At 32.9% G+C, this 19273-nt stretch carries 18 protein-coding genes and 1 pseudogene; 2 read left to right on the top strand and 17 right to left on the bottom strand.

Annotated features, from left to right (window positions below; genetic code table 11):
* Positions 1-81 precede the first annotated feature (81 nt).
* The gene (locus ACM55G_RS13615) at positions 82-1077 is read left to right on the top strand and encodes a phytanoyl-CoA dioxygenase family protein (protein ID WP_416844483.1); all 996 of its coding nucleotides are present in this window, start codon (positions 82-84) and stop codon (positions 1075-1077) included.
* Between the two features lie 54 nt (positions 1078-1131).
* On the opposite strand, the gene ACM55G_RS13610 is transcribed toward ACM55G_RS13615, so the two are convergent.
* The 15 genes from ACM55G_RS13610 to ACM55G_RS13540 all read right to left on the bottom strand — a co-directional run bounded on the left by ACM55G_RS13610 (position 1132) and on the right by ACM55G_RS13540 (position 17160).
* Complete coding sequence (locus tag ACM55G_RS13610) at positions 1132-2007, bottom strand: sugar phosphate isomerase/epimerase family protein (protein ID WP_416844482.1); 876 nt, start codon at positions 2005-2007, stop codon at positions 1132-1134.
* A gap of 20 nt (positions 2008-2027) precedes the next feature.
* On the bottom strand, positions 2028-2921 hold the full coding sequence (locus ACM55G_RS13605; RefSeq protein ID WP_416844481.1) for a hydroxypyruvate isomerase family protein: 894 nt from the start codon (positions 2919-2921) through the stop codon (positions 2028-2030).
* An 11-nt stretch (positions 2922-2932) separates the two neighbouring features.
* Entirely contained in the window at positions 2933-4174 is a 1242-nt protein-coding gene (locus ACM55G_RS13600; protein ID WP_416844480.1) for a nucleoside permease, read from the bottom strand.
* 45 nt (positions 4175-4219) lie between these two features.
* A complete protein-coding gene (locus ACM55G_RS13595) occupies positions 4220-4903 on the bottom strand; it encodes a 3-keto-disaccharide hydrolase (RefSeq protein ID WP_416844479.1) in 684 nt (227 codons plus the stop codon).
* Between the two features lie 24 nt (positions 4904-4927).
* Complete coding sequence (locus tag ACM55G_RS13590; RefSeq protein WP_416844478.1) at positions 4928-6394, bottom strand: Gfo/Idh/MocA family protein; 1467 nt, start codon at positions 6392-6394, stop codon at positions 4928-4930.
* Positions 6395-6479: 85 nt separating this feature from the next.
* On the bottom strand, positions 6480-7532 hold the full coding sequence (locus tag ACM55G_RS13585) for a sugar phosphate isomerase/epimerase family protein (protein ID WP_416844477.1): 1053 nt from the start codon (positions 7530-7532) through the stop codon (positions 6480-6482).
* Positions 7533-7567: 35 nt separating this feature from the next.
* On the bottom strand, positions 7568-8731 hold the full coding sequence (locus tag ACM55G_RS13580) for a Gfo/Idh/MocA family protein (RefSeq protein ID WP_416844476.1): 1164 nt from the start codon (positions 8729-8731) through the stop codon (positions 7568-7570).
* A 10-nt stretch (positions 8732-8741) separates the two neighbouring features.
* Positions 8742-10445, bottom strand: coding sequence for a GMC oxidoreductase (locus ACM55G_RS13575; RefSeq protein WP_416844475.1), 1704 nt, complete (start codon positions 10443-10445; stop codon positions 8742-8744).
* A 105-nt stretch (positions 10446-10550) separates the two neighbouring features.
* Positions 10551-11111, bottom strand: a complete 561-nt coding sequence (locus ACM55G_RS13570; RefSeq protein ID WP_416844474.1) for a gluconate 2-dehydrogenase subunit 3 family protein — start codon at positions 11109-11111, stop codon at positions 10551-10553.
* 442 nt (positions 11112-11553) lie between these two features.
* On the bottom strand, positions 11554-12744 hold the full coding sequence (locus ACM55G_RS13565) for a hypothetical protein (RefSeq protein WP_416844473.1): 1191 nt from the start codon (positions 12742-12744) through the stop codon (positions 11554-11556).
* 15 nt (positions 12745-12759) lie between these two features.
* A complete protein-coding gene (locus tag ACM55G_RS13560; RefSeq protein WP_416844472.1) occupies positions 12760-13590 on the bottom strand; it encodes a type 1 glutamine amidotransferase in 831 nt (276 codons plus the stop codon).
* A gap of 40 nt (positions 13591-13630) precedes the next feature.
* Complete coding sequence (locus ACM55G_RS13555; protein WP_416844471.1) at positions 13631-14737, bottom strand: carboxylate-amine ligase; 1107 nt, start codon at positions 14735-14737, stop codon at positions 13631-13633.
* A gap of 122 nt (positions 14738-14859) precedes the next feature.
* Complete coding sequence (locus tag ACM55G_RS13550; protein WP_416844470.1) at positions 14860-15807, bottom strand: ATP-grasp domain-containing protein; 948 nt, start codon at positions 15805-15807, stop codon at positions 14860-14862.
* Positions 15808-15825: 18 nt separating this feature from the next.
* Complete coding sequence (locus tag ACM55G_RS13545) at positions 15826-16539, bottom strand: esterase family protein (RefSeq protein WP_416844469.1); 714 nt, start codon at positions 16537-16539, stop codon at positions 15826-15828.
* A 228-nt stretch (positions 16540-16767) separates the two neighbouring features.
* Positions 16768-17160, bottom strand: coding sequence for a glyoxalase (locus tag ACM55G_RS13540; protein WP_416844558.1), 393 nt, complete (start codon positions 17158-17160; stop codon positions 16768-16770).
* A gap of 72 nt (positions 17161-17232) precedes the next feature.
* On the opposite strand from ACM55G_RS13540, the pseudogene ACM55G_RS13535 reads away from it, so the two are divergent.
* A pseudogene (locus ACM55G_RS13535) lies at positions 17233-17610 on the top strand (acyl-CoA thioesterase); the annotation flags it as partial.
* A 7-nt stretch (positions 17611-17617) separates the two neighbouring features.
* On the opposite strand, the gene ACM55G_RS13530 reads toward ACM55G_RS13535, so the two are convergent.
* Positions 17618-18874, bottom strand: a complete 1257-nt coding sequence (locus ACM55G_RS13530; RefSeq protein WP_416844468.1) for a mechanosensitive ion channel family protein — start codon at positions 18872-18874, stop codon at positions 17618-17620.
* Positions 18867-19151 (bottom strand): DUF3817 domain-containing protein, encoded by a 285-nt coding sequence (locus ACM55G_RS13525; protein WP_416844467.1) that lies wholly within the window; start codon positions 19149-19151, stop codon positions 18867-18869. The genes ACM55G_RS13530 and ACM55G_RS13525 overlap by 8 nt, the downstream gene beginning before the upstream one ends.
* Between the last annotated feature and the right edge of the window lie 122 nt (positions 19152-19273).

The following is a 19273-nucleotide window of genomic DNA, read 5'->3' as shown; positions in this document are numbered from 1 at the left end:
ACAAATAGCAGTGAATTTTGTGAAAGTATTTAGCCTTCCCTTTTTCTAATTTTGAATTATTAATTACTAAATATCAGAACAATGGAAAAGAATAATAAATCAATGACACCAACTATGACTCCTACAATGGCGCCAAATAATGCTCACAAAGATATTCCGGGAAATCCATCAACAGCAAAATCCAGTACGTCTAAATTAAATGATCGCTCTAATGGAAAACCTTTGCGTTTGCTTACAGAAGAAGATTGGAAATTTTGGATCGAGAATGGATACATTGTAATAAAAAACGCTGTGCCAAAAGAAAATGCTAAAAAGATGGCAGATTTTTTATGGGAATTTGAAGAAAAAAATCAAAATTATCCTGAAACTTGGTACGCTCCGCCAAGAGCCGAAATGCAAATGAAAGAACTTACTAATAGTGGCATGGTTGAAGTATACAATCATCAATACCAATGGGATAACCGACAAATGCAAAAAGTGTATGATGCATTTGTTGACATTTGGGGAACAGAAAAACTATGGGTAACAATAGATAGAGCCAATCTCAATTTGCCAATAAGACCTGGTTATGATTTCAAAGGATTCATACATTGGGATTATGATCCGGAAACAAAACCACAAAACGTACAAGGAGTTCTTGCTTTAGGGGATCAAACTGATGAAAATATGGGAGGTTTTCAATGTATTCCTGATTTATATCGAAATTATGATACTTGGAAATTAACGCAACCCGAAGATAGAAATCGTTTTAAACCCGATGTTACCGGACTGGATGATAAATTTGTAAAAGTAAAAATGGAAGCGGGTGATTTATTGATTTTTAATAGTACGCAACCTCATGGCATACGTCCAAATTTAACAAAAGATAAAGTGAGAATGGCACAATACATTTCTATGATGCCAGCTGAAGAGGATAATGAAGAATTACGTCAATGGCGAATCAATTCTTGGAAAAATAGAATTGCACCGGAAGGATATGCATTTCCTGGAGATCCTCGTAATTGGGAACAAACTAAATATGAAACAGCCAAATTGAATGAATTGGGCGAAAAATTATTAGGAGTGACTAAATGGTAATAAAAAAGGGATACTAAGTATCCCTTTTTTATATAACTATATTTCTTTAAAATATTAGATTAAGTTATTTTTGATGTAATTATAACTTAACGCTGCAGATTCTATTGGATTAGGTTTGTAATTAGATTCATGTTCCAAAAAGAAACGTTTCATTCCAGAAAGTTCGGCTTCACCAAAAATAGCTTTAAAATCTATCGAACCAGTTCCAATTTCTGCATTAAAATCTGGATTTATTTTATCCATGTCTTTCACATGCCACATTTTAAAACGTCCTGGATGTTGCTTGAATAATTGCAATGGATTATTTCCGGAACGAACCACCCAATACAAATCCAATTCAAAATCAACTAAGTTTTTATCTGTATTATTTAATAAAATCTCATAACCTGTGGTCGATCCAAATTTTTCAAATTCAAAATCATGATTGTGATACGCTAATTTTAAACCTGAAGCTTTACAAATTTCAGCTGCCTGATTTATTTTTGACGCTAATTTTTTATAATCATCACTACTTTTCCCTCTTAAGTTTTGTACTATATAAGGTACAGTAACATAGTCACTTTCTAAAATATTAGCAGTCTCTACATAAGACTTAAGAGATTCTGTCGAACCATTTTCTATATATCCATTGAAATCAAAATGATTACTAGTAGCCTTTAAGCCATTATCACACAGCATAGATTTAAAATCCTTTACAGAAGTACCAAAAAAACCATTACTTGGGGAATAGCCAAAAGTTTCTACTTCATTAAATCCTACTTTTCCAACTTGAGCTAATACACCTTTGACATCTTTAGGCAAAGTGTCTCTTAGAGTCCATAATTGAATTCCAATAGGTCTCTTTTTTGAAGTAAATGCAAATGAAGGTGCTATAGCTAATGCTCCCAATGCCAAACCGCTATTTATTAAAAAATCTCTTCTTTTTATCATGACTTAATTTTTTTTATTAGTTAAATATCACAAATAGTGATAGCTTTTTTCAAAGAACCAATCTTATCCGCATTTTTGGGTATAAATTCTTGTCCCACAAATCCTTTAAAACCAGTTTCTGCAATAGCTTTCATTATAGCAATATAATTTAGTTCTTGTGTCTCATCAATTTCATTTCGTCCCGGAACACCGCCAGTATGAAAATGTGCAATATACTGATGGTTTTCTTGTATAGTCCTAATTACATCACCCTCATCGATTTGCATGTGATAAATGTCATAAAGGAGCTTAAAATTTTCGGAATTTAAACGCTTAGCTAATTCCACTCCCCAAGATGTTTTATCACATTGATAATCTTTATGGTTAATTTTACTATTTAAAAGTTCCATTACTAGCGTTACATTATGCTTTTCAGCCAATGGGATTAATTTTTGTAGACCAATTACACAATTATTCCAACCTTCTTCATCTGTCTTGTCTCTTTTGTTTCCACTAAAGCAAATAAGATTTTTATATCCTGCTTTCGCTACTAGAGGAATCATTTTGGTATAATTTTTTAGTAGCGTTTCATGAAATTTAATATCGTTGAAACCATCAACCAAATTAATCTCGGCTCCATTACACATAGTAGAAACAAGATCATATTTCTTTAAAGTTGGCCATTCTTTAGGACCAACTAAATCAATTCCTGTGATTCCTATTTTTTTTGCTTCGATGCAAAGTGTGTCTAAGTCAAAATCGTTAAAACACCATCGAGCAACAGAATGATTTATCTTTCCTTTTAAGATACCTGATTGTATTTCTGTTTCATTTTTTGGCATAGCCAAAGCAGAAAATCCAGAAGGAATACTCAACGCTGCCGTTCCAGCGAGAATGCCTTTTATAGCCGATCTTCTATTTAAATTTGTGTCCATATCTTTATTTCTTAAACTGCAGCAATTTCCTTTTCTGATTTAGTTTTATCATTAAATAAAAGAGCAAAAAGTATGAATACTGCAAGAGCAATTCCTGCTGGGATAATCCAAACCATTTTCCAATCTATGGAACCATCCAAAGTTTTGTAATTATCCGTTATCCAACCTGCAACACCAAAACCTACTAACATTCCTATACCATAAGTAGCTAATGTTATCAAGCCTTGAGCAGCACTTTTATATTTTTCACCAGCTTTTGAGTTAGTGTATATTTGACCCGACACAAAAAAGAAATCATAGCAAATACCGTGTAAAGCAATACCAATAATCAGCATAAAGCTCAATTCGCTTCCATTACCATAAGCAAACAAAACATACCGAATTGCCCAAGCTAACATACCAACCAGAATAGTTTTCTTAAAACCAAAACGAGCGAAAAATACCGGAATTAACAATAAGAACAATGCTTCTGATATTTGGCCAATTGCCATTTTTCCTGTTGGGTTTTCAACTCCTGCTTCTGTCAAAAAAGGGTGTGCATTTTGATAATAAAAAGCTAATGGAATACAAATAAGAATAGATGAGATAAAAAAGACAGCGAAATTTTTATCTTTCAAAAGTTTTAAAGCATCAAGACCGATAATGTCACCAATTTTAATTTTTTCGGTTGCAGCAACTTTAGGTGGTGTTTTAGGTAATGAAAAACTAAATATTCCTAAAATAAAAGCAGCGATTCCTGCCAAAAGAAATGTGTTTTTTAGTAATCCCTGAGTTACACCTTCTGCAGAATCCCAATGAAATAAGAAACTTATCGACAATCCTGCTAAAATCCAACCTATAGTTCCCCAAACTCTAATATTTGCAAATTCTTTTTCTGGATCGTTCATTTGATTAAAAGAAACTGAATTTACAAGCGCCAATGTTGGCATATACAAAATCATATATCCTAAAACATAAGAATAAAAAAAAGTTATATCATCTGAAACATACATTTGATACATCAAAAATGCTCCAATTAGATGAAGAATACCTAAAATTTTCTCGGCGTTGAAATAGCGGTCTGCAATCAAACCTATAATAAAAGGAGCAATGATAGCACCCCATGATTGAGTTGAAAAAACAGCAGCAGTTTCTGAACCTGAAGCATGTAAATTGCTTGATAGAAAAGTTCCTAATGTTACAAACCATGATCCCCAGATAAAAAATTCTAGGAACATCATTATAGATAATTTAATTCGGATTGTGGTATTCATTGGTTTTAGGTTAGTTAATATAAATGTTTTAATATAATTGCCGAATTATAATTCTTTAATTACAATATTTCTGTACCAAATAGGATCATCATGATCCTGTAAAGCTATTTTTCCTTTTTTGAATGTTCCAAAATCTTTCCAGGCTTTGAATTTACTTCCTGCAACAAGTGCTTTCCAATTTTCATCCCAAAGAGTTGTTTTTACAACAGTTATTCCGTTTAAAATAAAAGTCAATGCTCCTTTATTACTGATTATTTCAACAGTATTCCATTCACCCACAGCTTTTACTGGCTCCACATCACTTTTTATTAAATCATATAAATTGCCAGCTCGGTGTTTTGTTATTTTTCCGTCAGGATGTCCGTCATTATCTAGAACTTGCATTTCCATACCTGTTTCATACGTATTTTTGTATTTTATAGGATTTTCATTAATGTAAAAAATAATTCCACTGTTAGATTTCGGAGCCACTTTCCATTCCAATTTTAAATGAAAATTAGCATATTCTTTATCTGTTACAAGGTCACCGCCTTGATTTTTTTCTTTTGCAGTTGGATCTAAATGCAATATACCTCCATCAATTTTCCAAGCTGTACCGACAGTTTTTTTTCCATAAGTATGCCAGCCTTTTGTAGTTTTACCATCAAATAATGGTTTAAATCCAATTTGGGCATTTGTACTTTGTACCATCGCAATTAAAAATAAAAAGAAAACAATATTTTTTAACATGATTTAAGTGTTATGTATTAATTTTTATAAAGATAAATTTTTCCAGCCCTGGCGGTAGTCACGTTTCACAAATTGATTTACGTCATCAAAATTGGTGATTTTCATATTGTCATTATCCCAAAGTAATTTAACTGATCGTCCTGGGTATTTAATTTTCCCAAGTGTTTCTTTTTGAATGTCATATCCTCTAATAGCCAAATTTGCCATTAATAAAGCCTCGGTCAAAGGACCTGCGATTTCAAAAGGAGAACTTAATTCTTGTTTGCCATGACCAGCTATAGCAGCTTCAACCCATTGTTTATAATGTCCATTTGCTCCGTCGTTTACTCTGGCATATTTTTGGGCAACATTTATATTTTGATTTTTTGTCAAAGGAAGTAATCGAGGATTCATCCCGTAAGTGTCACACATCATTTTTCCTTTTGTACCTATAAATAACGTTCCATTTCCTCCGTCTCCAAAAATTTCGTTTGGTTCTAATTCTAATGGTCTCTCCGGTTGAATCCCTCCGTCCATCCAATGTAAAGATACATCGCCCTTTGTTTTATTAGTTTTTGGGAAAGTTAAAGTGACATGGCTTGAAGGGGGACAACTTTGTGGAAAATAACCTCTTTTAAATTCATCAACATATACGGATCCAACACTACATTGAACATCTTTAGCATATTTTAAGTTTAACACACTAAAAGGAGCTTCAATAAGATGACAACCCATATCTCCCAAAGCGCCTGTTCCATAATCCCACCAGCCTCGCCAGTTGAAAGGGACTAATTTATCTACATAATCTTTTTGAGGAGCAGTTCCTAACCATAAATCCCAATCTAATTCTTTTGGTATTTCTGCTTTTGCTGTAGACCAGGGGATACCCTGTGGCCAAACTGGGCGATCAGTCCAAGCGTAAACAGTATGAACATCTCCAATTAAATCCGCTTCATACCATTCTTTCATTATTCTGGTTCCATCGTTAGAGGCACCTTGATTTCCCATTTGGGTAACTACTTTATATTTTTTTGCAGCTTGGGTTAAAATACGAGCTTCATAAATATCATGCGTTAATGGTTTTTGAACATAAACATGCTTGCCTAATTGCATAGCAGCTAGGGTTTGTATCGCATGATTATGGTCTGGTGTTGCTACTGAAACAGCATCAAAATTTTTGTGTTCTTTATCAAACATTTCACGCCAATCTTTATAATATTTGGCTTTAGGAAATGCATTAACACTTTTGGAGGCTCTTCGATCATCAACATCACAAAGAAAAGCAATATTCGCTTTTCCACTTTTATCAAACATAGCAATATCAGATTGTCCTTTACCTCCCACACCAATACTGGCGATTAATAAACGATCACTTGGAGCAACAAAGCCACGGCCCAAAACATGTCTGGGAACAATCATAAATGCCGCAGCGGCTATAGTACTAGTTTTTATAAAATCACGACGATTCGTTATGATTTTATTCTCTTTATCGTCTTCTTTTTTAATATCCATTATAAGATGTTTGTTATTTATTATGAAATACAGAAAATTAATTGATTCTCGAATTATTGTCTAGGTTGACTGCGTTTTGGATTTTTTATAATCCTAAATTTTTCAAGTTAAATGCTTTATTTGTTTCTACCGCTGCAAAATCGTCAAAAGCTTTATCCGTTACTTTTATAATATGTTTCTTTATAAATTCAGCACCTTCCCGAGCGCCATCCTCTTGATTTTTAATACAGCATTCCCATTCCATAACTGCCCAGCCTTTATAATCGTATTGCGCTAATTTGCTGAAAATAGTTTTAAAATCAATTTGCCCATCGCCAGGTGATCGATAGCGTCCTGCACGATTTGCCCAACTTTGATAGCCTCCAAAAGTACCTTGTTTTCCTGTTGGGTTAAATTCAGCATCCTTAACATGAAATGCTTTTATTCGTTCATGATAAAAATCGATATATTGAATATAATCCAACTGTTGTAAAACAAAATGGGAGGGATCGTATAAAATACAAGCTCTAGAGTGATTATTTACAGCTTTTAAGAACATTTCATAGGTTTCCCCATCGAATAAATCTTCTCCGGGATGAATTTCATAACAAAGATCAACACCATTTTCATCAAATTCATTTAGTATAGGCAACCAGCGTTTGGCTAGCTCTGCAAAACCATCTTCAACTAAACCTGTTGGTCGCTGAGGCCATGGATGAAAATACTGCCATAGTAAAGAACCGCTGAAAGTGGCATGAGCCTTTAAACCTAAATTATGTGATGCTTTTGCAGCATATTTTAACTGTTGAACAGCCCATTCTTGTCTTGCTTTTGAATTCCCATGCACATTTTTTGGTGCAAAAGCATCAAAAAAGTCATCGTAAGCAGGATGAACTGCCACCAATTGACCTTGTAAATGCGTTGATAATTCTGTGATTTCTAATCCGTATGATGCGATGGTACCTTTTAATTCATCAGCATAGGTTTTACTTTCTGCTGCCTTTTGCAAATCGATGAATCGAGTATCTAATGTTGGCATTTGAATACCTTTAAAACCCAAATCAGCTGCCCATTTACAAATTCCATCTAAGGAATTAAAAGGAGCTCCATCACCAATAAACTGAGCTAAAAATACTGCAGGACCTTGTATTGTTGTCATTTATTTTTTTTATTTTTTTTATGAATACCTTTTTACTATAAAACGTAAGGAGTCCATTTTTGATCTGAATGTGCTGAAGTAACTACGTTATCAATAAACGCCATTCCTCTTAATCCATCTTCAACAGATGGGAAGTCTAACATTTCTGGAGTGGGCTCTAATCCATCTAATTTACACCCAAGTGTTAATGCAAAATTGCGGTAGATATTAGCAAAAGCTTCTAAATAGCCTTCGGGATGCCCTCCTGGAGTACGACAATTATGAGTTGCAAATGAGGATAGATGTGCATAATTAGATCCTGCTCTTAAAATCTGTGTCGGTTCATCCAGCCACTTTACGATCAGAGTATTGGGATCGTGTTGTAACCATTCGATGCCCCCTTTTTCACCATAAACTCTTATTCTTAAAGCGTTTTCTTCACCAGCAGCAACTTGTGATGCCATTAAAACTCCTTTGGAACCATTGTCAAATTTCAGCATTACGGCTCCATCATCATCCATTACACGTCCTTCAACTAATGTGTTTAATTCTGCACATACATCTGTAATCTTAGATCCTGTAATATATTCTGCTAAATGAGCTGCATGCGTTCCAATATCTCCCATTACAGAACTTTTCCCCGCCTTTGTAGGATCCGTTCTCCAAGCAGCTTGTGCATTTCCTTCCCTTTCGGATAATTTACTTAACCATCCTTGAGGGTATTCTACCCAAACTTTTCTTATGTTTCCTAATTTTCCTTCTCTTACCATAGCTTTTGCCTGTTTCACCATTGGGTAACCGGAATAGGTATGTGTCAAACAAAGGATTAATCCTGTTTCTTTTATTTTTTGGTCTAATAGTTTGGCTTCTTCTAATGAAAAAGTGATTGGTTTTTCGATTACAACGTTAAAACCGTAATCTAAAGCCATCATAGCTGGTGCAAAATGTGCAAAATTAGGTGTAACTATAGTCACAAAATCCATTCGTTCACTAGCCGGCAATACCTTTTCTGCTTTAAACATTTCTTCATAAGTCAAGTATGTTCTTGACTCTGGTAGAAATAAAGCTTTTCCGGATGCTATTGCTGTTTCTGGTTTTATACTTAATGCTCCACAACTTAATTCTATAAGACCATCCATATTGGCAGCCAAGCGGTGAATGGCACCTATAAATGCATCTTGGCCACCACCGACCATACCCATTCTTAATTTTCTATTCATTTTTTGTATACTAAATATTCCCTTTTTTTAATTCTTTAACCGCATAATCGCAGGCTCTTGCCGTTAATGCCATAAAAGTCAATGATGGATTTTGGCAAGCAATTGATGGCATACAAGAACCATCTGTAACAAATACATTATTGACTTCATGCATTTGATTCCATTTGTTCAAAACAGAAGTTTTAGGATCGTTACCCATTCTGGCAGTTCCCATTTCGTGAATGGCCATTCCTGGATAACATTCGTTATCATACGTTTCTACATTTTTAATTCCTGATGCTTCAAGCATTTCCGCTGCATCATTCATCATGTCAATACGCATTTTTTTCTCATTTTCTTTGTATTCGCAATCGATGGCTAATACCGGTTGGCCCCATTTGTCTTTTTTATCATGGTTGATATAAACCTTATTTTCATAATAAGGTAACATTTCACCAAAACCACCTAATCCCATATTCCAGGTATCAGCTGGAAGACTCATTTTATCTTTAAAATCTCCACCGAAAGCTAATTCAGCAACTTCTTCATGCCAAGGATTTCTACTGGCACCGCCTTGATAACCAAATCCTCTTAAATAATCTCTTTTATCATTGCCAATATTTTGATACCTTGGAACATATACTCCATTTGCTCTTCGACCATAAGTATATTTATCTTCAAAACCTTCTGCTTTTCCCGAAGCGCCACAACGGAAATGATGATCCATCAAATTATGTCCTAATTGACCGCTAGCATTACCCAATCCTTCTGGATGTGCTTCAGAAGTTGAATTTAATAAAATAAATGTTGAGCCTAAAGTGGAACCATTTACAAAAACAATTTTAGCATAAAACTCCATAGTTTCATTTGTTTCTGCATCAATCACCATAACCCCTTTGGCTTTTTTGGTATCTTTATCATAAATGATATGATTTACGATAGAGTAGGGTCTTACCGTTAGCCTTTTAGTTGCCATAGCTGCAGGAAGGGTCGCTGATTGTGTGCTGAAATAAGCTCCAAAAGGACAACCACGACTGCATAAATTTCTATATTGACAACTACCACGACCATTATGAGGAACAGTCAAATTGGCTGTACGACCAATAGTAAGAATACGGGTGCCTTTATAATGTTTCTCCATTCTTTCCTTGACAGATTTCTCTACACAGTTCAAATCCATTGGAGGTAAAAATATACCATCAGGTAAAAGAGGCCAATTTTCTGCTTGCCCGCTTATTCCTGCAAATTTTTCAGCATAATCATACCAAGGAGAAATATCTTTATAACGAATAGGCCAGTCGTTACCATGCCCATCTTTAGCATTATCTTCAAAATTATGATCACTTAAACGGTAACTTTGACGTCCCCACATTAATGATTTTCCACCCACATGAAATCCTCTGTACCAGTCAAAACGTTTGTCTTCAGTATATGGGCACTCTAAATCATTTACCCACCATTTTTCAGTTGCTTCATTATAAGGATAATCTCTTGTTTGAACAGGATGCGTTCTTTTTTGCTCTTCGGTCATTTTTCCGGCATGCTTAAATTCCCATGGATTTTTCATGGCCGAATCATAATCTTTAATATGTTCGATGTTCATTCCGCGTTCCAGCATCAAAACTCTTAATCCTTTTTCAGTTAGCTCTTTTGCGGCCCAACCACCACTTATTCCTGAACCTACAACAATCGCGTCATAAGTATTTTCTTCTTTTAAATTTGAATTTATATTCATTCTAGGGGAGTTCTATTTTGTTAATTTGAAGATAATATTTTGAAAATCAATACGACAAAATCCTAAACATTTTATAAAAAAGGATTTTATTCGCCAATTGATTTCTTAAGTAGCCCAAGCTTTTTGTCCGGGTTTGTAATCCGCATTTCCGTCATATCTACCAGGAACTGCTAAATATTCACGTGATTGTGTACAACCAATTTCTGATGAAAAGTATCCTAGAATTGTTAAGTCTCTAGCGAGAATAAAAAAGGAAGGTTTTTTAATATCTACAAGCGATTCAGTTCTTAATTGTTCCATTATTTTAGTACGTTCTTCAGGAGACAATGCTGTGAAATTTTTATTGTATTCTTTTTGACATTTCTCTTCCATCTCTTTCATTCCAGTAAAGAACGTTTGTTGTAAATCTTTTGGGTAACATTCTTTAAGCATCATAGGAATAAAAACTCCTAAACCAGCAGCTTTAGCTCCGGGTGCAGCTTTTGTAGTTGGAATAATAATATCTGCAAATTCGGCTAAAAGTTCTTCGTCTGTAGCAGAAAACGATACATTACTATTTTCGTTGTCAGGAATTATAATATCTTTAATTAAAATTCCAACTGTTGTTACTGAGATTACACCTCCTAGCACCAACGCCAAGTTTTTGATTGCTCTACGTCTATCCATTTACTAAATTATTAAAAGTATTGATGATTGTTAAATATGCATTTATTATAACAATACAATAATAAATAAAAATAAGTTAGATTCGTTTTTTTAGTGTTAAATTATTGATAGAATTCAATAATTTGTAAATTATTAAGGGAATCCCTTTAAAAAATTCATTAAAGAGGGACTCAAATCAAGTAAAATATGAAAAAAGTTAGGTTTTAAAAATAGCTGACAAAGCTAAAAATTATTTAAAAAGCAATTAAGAGCCTAATTTAACATTCTTTAGACTACAAAAATAATTGATTTTTTGTTGAAATCAATTTCAATGCGTTAAAATGACATTTACTTCAAAAAAAACAATTGTAAAAAAGTATTTAAATATTAGAAAAAACATAAAGATGATTTATTACAAATAAACAGGTAGCTAATGTTGAAATTCGGTCAATATAAAAGTGTTTTATCTTTCAAATAATCCCAGTGTACCACCAACCCAGTCCTTATCTTTATTGAATTTTACTCCGATCATTTCACCACGACTCAATCGCACTAAGTTACAAAGTAGCGTAGGAGCGATGTCTTCTTTTTTCCAAACACAAAGCATACGCACTTCAGCTTTTACTTTTCCATCAGGAGATTGAACTATAGGAAGGTAGTTTACCTTTTTTTGAAGAATATAAAGTTCTTTTTCGACTACAGCTTCAATGTCTTCTTTTTTTACATGAAAAATTACACCTGTGCCTGAAAAAGAAAATAAAGGTTTTAAAACATAATTCTCTAAATCCTTAGGAATTTCTTTGAGTTCACTTAATAAAGTGGTTTCTATAAAATATTTGCCTTTAAGGAAAGGTAAAATAAATTTACTGATTCGAAAAAACCAATTGGGATGTCCAGCCCATTCTACATCCAGATCATCTGAGAAATGGAAATTTAATTTCAAATCGGTTCGTAAATCCAATTCATCAAAAATAACCCGATTATAGATTCGTTTTACAAGAATTTCATCTCCTTTTTCATTTTTGTAGAAAAGTTGTTTTCCTTTTTTTACAAGTTCAGTAACACAAACTATTGGAATTCCAATATCTCTTTGGCAATAATAAAAATCGATTTTTGTGTTTTGTTTTTCCGGTTCTATTTCAAGAAGAATAACATTTTCTTTTGAATGATTATTACAAATTGCTTCTTCGAGAATATTGAAATATTCTTGTGATTCAATGTTATTAATTAATGGTGTTAATTCGTTAAGAAAAGAATACTGATTCTTAAATTTTTCATACAAATTAATTTGATAATTGTACAAAGATGGGAATCCTTGCACTTCAATCAGTTTAGGAATAATCACTCCGTCTTCTTCACAAATTCCAAAATCAATCGCTAAAAAAGTAGTATGCCCATCTTCATTTGGAACTTTATGGTTTAGTTCTAATGATTTATTTGTAAGTAATTTAAATGATTCATCTTGAATTAAAGCTATAACTTCATTACTGCCTTCAATCAATTGTGATTTTAGTTCATTCGAAATAAAAAAAGGGGTTTCACCCAATCGAAAAGTAGGCATATAATTAAAATCGGAAGCTATATCATCTTTAAGATCTTGATATTTTTTCTCTGTAAATTGAGCATTAAATAACTCCCGATATTTTGAAATCATATTGAATGGATTGTATTAATTAGAAAGCATTTTCTTTGTTTTCATCAAATCATTAATAGCTATTCGAAGGAAATTTGGAATCAAAGTTTCATTAGTTCTATAAATTTTATCATCGTCAAGCAAATCTTCGAGCATATTTCTAAACTTTCTTTTTCCTTTCATGGCTCTGATTTTTTCTTTTGCATCTTTATTTCTCAAATGAGATAAAAAGCTAATTGGATCCGCTTCTGGGTGAAATTGAGTGCCTACAAAATAGTCAGTAAAACGAACTGCCATAATCGCACGTTCATATTGCACATAGTCTCTGATTTTTTCTAAAGAAATAATTTTAGCCCCTTTTTTTGTAAAAATACTTAACTTGGGCTGTACAACCTGATAATCTCTAGAATCAATAGCATAGAAGGGATCAGCTAATCCTTGAAAAAGTGGATCAACAAGCCCTTCTTTGGTTTTATGAATGGTCATAACGCCAAAAGAAGTATCGCTTCTTTTGGTAACTGTGGCTAATCCAAAATGCAAACATGCCATTTGAAAAGAGTGACAAATAAATAACACATGCTTTTTAATATCATTTTCATTATTCCATTTGTTCAATGAATCAATTAATTTATAATATTTCACATCCCACTTCCCATCTCCAATTAATGGATTTCCGGGTCCTCCCGTTGAAATATAAATATCAAATTTATCAATATCTGGGAATTCACATTTTATCCTAACATCAAATATTTCGAAACTTACAACTGGACTAAATCTGCTAACCACATCAATAATACAACGCATACCTTGATTAGGTTCACCGTTATACATATCTAAAATGGCTATTTTTATAATTTTATTATACATAAACTATTTTAAAAAACAATGTGCAAATGTAATTTATATTTTACAATCCCTTGGTGAATTCACCAGTTATAAAGTCAACAACTCTGCAAAGGTCACCAGTTTCTTCAAAAACAACTAATTGTTTATCTGCTCCAGTTCCATTTTTTAAAATTTCATGCACATAATTTATATCCTCACGACTTCCTAATTCATCAACTACATCATCAATAAAATCAAGTAATTCCAGAATAAGCATCTTGGTTTCCACTTCTTTTTGCAAGCCAAAATCAATCATATTATTATCAATCCCATATCGGGCCGCACGAAATTTATTTTCTTTAATCAATGCCAATCGATAAATATTAAAACTGGTATTATTCATATTCAATTTGTAGAGTTTCGCTACAATTCCTTGAATAATTGCAACAATACAAATCGTTTCATCAACGGTTAAGCACATGTCACAAATTCTAAATTCAATCGTATTATAAAACGGGTGTAAACGTAAATCCCACCAAATTTTCTTTGGATTATCAATACAATTCGTCTTTACCAAAGTCTCTAAATAATTTTCATACGATCCTACCGAATCAAAATATTCCGGTAATCCAGTTCTTGGGAATTTATCAAAAACTTTTGTTCTAAAGGATTTATAGCCCGTTTGTCTTCCTTCCCAAAAAGGAGAATTCGTAGACAGCGCAAAAATATGAGGCAAGAAATAAGTCGCCTGATTCATCAGTTGTAAGCCAATTTCCCGATTTTCAATACCCACATGACAATGCATCCCGAAAATTAAATTGGAACGTGCCGCATCTTGCAATTCATTTACAATGTCATGATAACGAGGGTCATCGGTAATAGGCTGATCTTGCCATTTCGAAAAAGGATGCGTCCCGGCACCGCCCACAATCAAATCTTGTTTATCGGCTAATTCAACAATTTTGGATCGCAAAAATCTAATTTCGTTTTTGGCATCAGTGACGCTATTACAAATATTAGTACCTACTTCCACAACCGATTGATGCATTTCAGCCTTTACCTGTTCATTCAAAATTACTTTGGCGCCATCCACAATTTTAGACAAGTGTGAACGTAAATCCCTTGTTACCGGATCTATAATTTGATATTCTTCTTCTACACCAAGTGTGAAAACTGGTAATTTTTTCATTATTTTTTTTTTAGGAGCTATTTCCCGCTTTTCGTTTCAATCTTTCTATTCCTGAAAAAAATCAGGAATAGAAAGGATTTTCACTGTAATCGGGGCTAGGAAATTCCGTTTATCTATACTTTTTATTTTACAGCTACGGCGTCTTTAATAAAAGTTCCCCAAGTAAGATTTATTTTACCTGGTTTTTGTTTTTTTGCGGCAGCGATAGCCATTTTTGCAGCTTCTTCAACTACCCATTCAAAATTTTCGGCACCTACCGAAGTTAATTCAGCATCAGGGGCTGGATTTCCAAAATCAATCGCATAAGGTATTCCATCACGTACTGCAAATTCTACGGTATTAAAGTCATATCCCAATCCTTTGCAAAGGCGTAAAGTGTACTCTTTTATAGTGGCTAATAATTTTTTATCAACCGGTGGTCCATCAATTACATAACGCAAATGATGTGGATTTCTAGGTTCATATTGCATAATTCGAACCGCTTTGCAGCCCAAACAATACACTCTGAAATATTCTGTAAAGACAATTTCTTCTTGCAACATCATCACTAATTGTCCCGTTTCCTGATGTTTCTCCCAAAACTCTTCTTTATTTTCCAATCGATATACGTTTTTCCAACCGCCACCGGCATACGGTTTCATATACGCTGGAAATCCGATATATTCAAAAATCCCTTCCCAATCCATTGGGTATTTAAGATTCCGGAATGATGTTCCGGTGGTATCCGTAGGATGTTCTGCAGATGGAAGTATAACGGTATTAGGAAGCGGAACTCCCAGAGTATCTGCCAAAGCGTTATTGAAAAACTTATCATCAGCGCTCCACCAAAAAGGATTGTTGATAACATTTGTTCCTGTTAAGGCTGCATTTTTTAAATAAGCACGGTAAAAGGGAACATCTTGTGAAATTCGGTCAATAATTACAGCATATTCTCCGTCTTGATTTTGTATTACTTTATCAACAACAACTGCTTCGGCAATAATTTCTTTTTCGTTTTTTGAATTGACGCGATCTATAAATGCTTGTGGAAAGGTGTCTTCCATTCCAAATAAAATTCCTATTTTTTTCATCTTGCTACGTTTGTACTTTTAAAAAAATTTAATTCTTGATAAATAATGTGGAAACATTTCTTGCCAAACTGGCCAATCGTGTTTTCGCTCCTGACGGATATCAAACCAATGATGCATATTTCTGTCACTTAAAACTTTACTTAATTTTAGATTCGCATCAAAACAAATATCCCAATTTGAGGTTCCAAGAACAATATCCATATTCCACAATTCATCATTATTAAGTCCGTATAAATAATCTTCAGGACTGTTATAAAACACATCATCATTATGAAAACCATCTAAAAAACTCTTGATATTAAAAGCACCACTCATGGAAAATATATGACTCACATAACCCGGATGACGAAAGGCGAAATTAGCGGCATGATACCCGCCAAAACTGCAACCAGCAACAACAACTTTACCGGAAGATGTATTGTTTTTTACTTTTTCAACGATTTCATGACAAATCATTTTGTCATATTTAACATGATTTTCTATGCGATGAGTTGGATGAATTTGTTTATTGTAAAAGCTGTCTTTATCGATACTGTCTGGACAAAATATTTGGATTAAACCTTGTTCAATATACCATTTTGCGGAATCAATCAACCCCATATCTTTATTTTCATGGAAACTACCCATAGAAGTAGGGAATAAGATTACAGGATATCCTGCCTGTCCAAAAACCAGCATTTCAATATCTCTGCCCAGATTAGGGGAATGCCATTTGATATACTCTTCCTTCATAACTTTATTTTTAACAATTATAATAAAAAAATCCGAGGGAATAGCATAAATAATTTCACTTAACTAATATTTATTATAAAAACATTGCGATTATCAAATCATAATTAAATTGTAATATTTAGATCAATAAGTGTCTTTTTTTTAAATTATAGACAACAAATCAAGTTGATTTAACATATCACTATTTCTAAATAATGACTTTGAATGAACTCCAAAAAATAAATCAGATTAGATATTAAGCAATTGGACTTGGCTTTTTAATCTTTCAATAAGCATACTCATCATTCTTTTGTTGATATTGGAGGAATTTTTTATATACTCATCGTATTCATCGGCAGTAAATAACGCGATTATCATTCCTTTTAAAGCATTTCTAAATTTGATGTCTTTTTGAACTGCATTTTCTATAACCGTTAATTTTTTTTCGGTGGTGTAGCCATTAAAATCAATTTTATTTTTTGCAACATAATTTATGAATGAAGCAATAAATAAATCATTTTGTAATTTCAAAATTGGCCTAAGCACCTCATTTTGAAATGATTCCTCTGTTGAAGATTGGGTAGTTACGGAACCTATTGTTTGTCCTCGGAATTCTATTAAAAAAGTATCACGTTCGTTCATGGTTTTTTCTTTAAAAATAAAGAAAATAGCCATAAGAAAAGTTTATTTTCACAGAAATAAAGAAAAACAAAGAGATTTCACGTTAGAAAATGGGTAAAACCGTAAGATTTAAACCCAAAAGGAACCTTATTTGGAGGTAGATTATTAGTCTGGATTGATAAAGAATTAGCTTTATACATCATTATCCAATTAGAAAACACAAGAATTGTTACTAAACATATGTCTGAAATCAATTTTAGAAGTTCAGCAAAACAAGGGGATATTATAGAAATTGGTATTGATGTTGTCAAATTCGGAAATTCTTCGCTTATGCTAAAATGGGAGGCTAGAAACAATGACAAGAGAAGCAATTATCACAATTGACTATGCTACATAGTAAGTTTGGGCGCTGATGGAAAACCAAAAGCACACGGGAAAACTGAAATTGAATTTGTAAAGGATCGATTGTAGATTACTATTAATTAGTCGAATCATTTTCAGAGCCGGATTCGAAAATTTCCAATTCGAAATATTTTACGGATGCAATGATATGATCAAATATGTCTGACATTATATATTCATAGTTTTCAAATCGTTTGTCATGCGAAAAAGCATAGACTTCAAGAGGAACACCGTGAGAAGTAGATTGCAATTGACGGCAAAGCATTATCATGTCTTTATTTAATCCCGGATAATGATGAAGATATTGGGTAATATATTTTCTAAACAAACCTAAATTAGTCAAATTCCGACCATTAATAGCCAATGATTTATCGATTTTATGACTCGAATTAAAAGTATCAATTTCTAATTTCCTAGTATTAATATAATCTGAAATCAGTTGAATTTTTTTTAATTGGTTTAAGTCTGCTTCTTCCAAAAACCGAATGCTGCTTGTTTTAATAAGAATGTGTCGTTTTATACGTCGCCCATCAGAATTAAGCATGCCCCGCCAGTTTTGAAACGAATCAGAACTTAAACTGTATGTAGGAATAGTGGTTGTAGTATTGTCGAAATTTCGTACTTTTACAGTAGCCAGATTAATTTCAATAACATCTCCATCTGCTCCAAATTTATCCATTGTAATCCAATCGCCAATACGAACCATATCATTTATAGATACTTGAACACTCGAAACAAATCCTAAAATGGTATCTCTAAAAATCAAAATAATTACCGCTGAAACCGCTCCTAAAATGGTCAATAGCTCTTTTTCATCTATATCAAATAGTTTCGAAATTATAACTGTAATTCCAACAATCCAAAGCACAATCATAATAACCTGAATAAAACTATCGATGGGTTTGTCGCTGTACCTTGGTTTTAGTTTTAAATAGTCCCGTAATGCATTGAAAATAGTTCGTATAATCCACAGTACTAGCAATACAATATAGATTCCTACCAATTTGCCAAAAACACCTTCCCAGTAATCAAAACGATCTAATATTATAGGAACTGATTTGTAAATAAATAGCAATGGAATTAAATGGGCAATGTATTTTGCCGTTTTGTTAGTTACCAATAAATCATCAAACTTAGTTTTTGTTTTCTTGGCAACAACGATCATTAAGGTGACTAAAATAAGTCTGAATACTATGTATATACCGTAAGCTATTACACATAATAATGCAATATTTATAATCAAACTTAGGTAGCTTGAAAAACTATTCCCAAATCCCATTTTCCGTAATATAGGATATAGAAAAGTGAATATTTTTTCTATTAATTTATACATTTTTCAAGTATTTCTGTTCCATGTAAAAAGTCCCAAAAGGAATTATTGATGCCAGACCGATAATCCCAAATTTTTTATAATCCCAATTTTCTTTAAATTTTAACAGTATTGCCAATAAAATATAGGTAATGAACAACACTCCGTGAGCCATTCCTATTGGAAATAAAAGTGTTTTGTATAGAACTAAATTTGTAGGTTTTACTATAAGCATATTTGAAAATAAAACCAAATAAGAAACCCCTTCTAGAATGGCAACAATCTTAAAAAATCTAAGCATAAAAATTAAATTAGAGTATAAAAGTAAAAAAATAGGTTTTGAAAAACTGATTTACCTATTTATTTATGTCAAAATTAAGTATTATCATTGATTCAAGATGTATTCACTCCTAAAGTAATTTA

This window comes from Flavobacterium algoriphilum, from assembly GCF_048158655.1.
GTDB classification, from domain to species: domain Bacteria; phylum Bacteroidota; class Bacteroidia; order Flavobacteriales; family Flavobacteriaceae; genus Flavobacterium; species Flavobacterium algoriphilum.
This window is presented reverse-complemented; position numbering and strand designations above follow the sequence as displayed.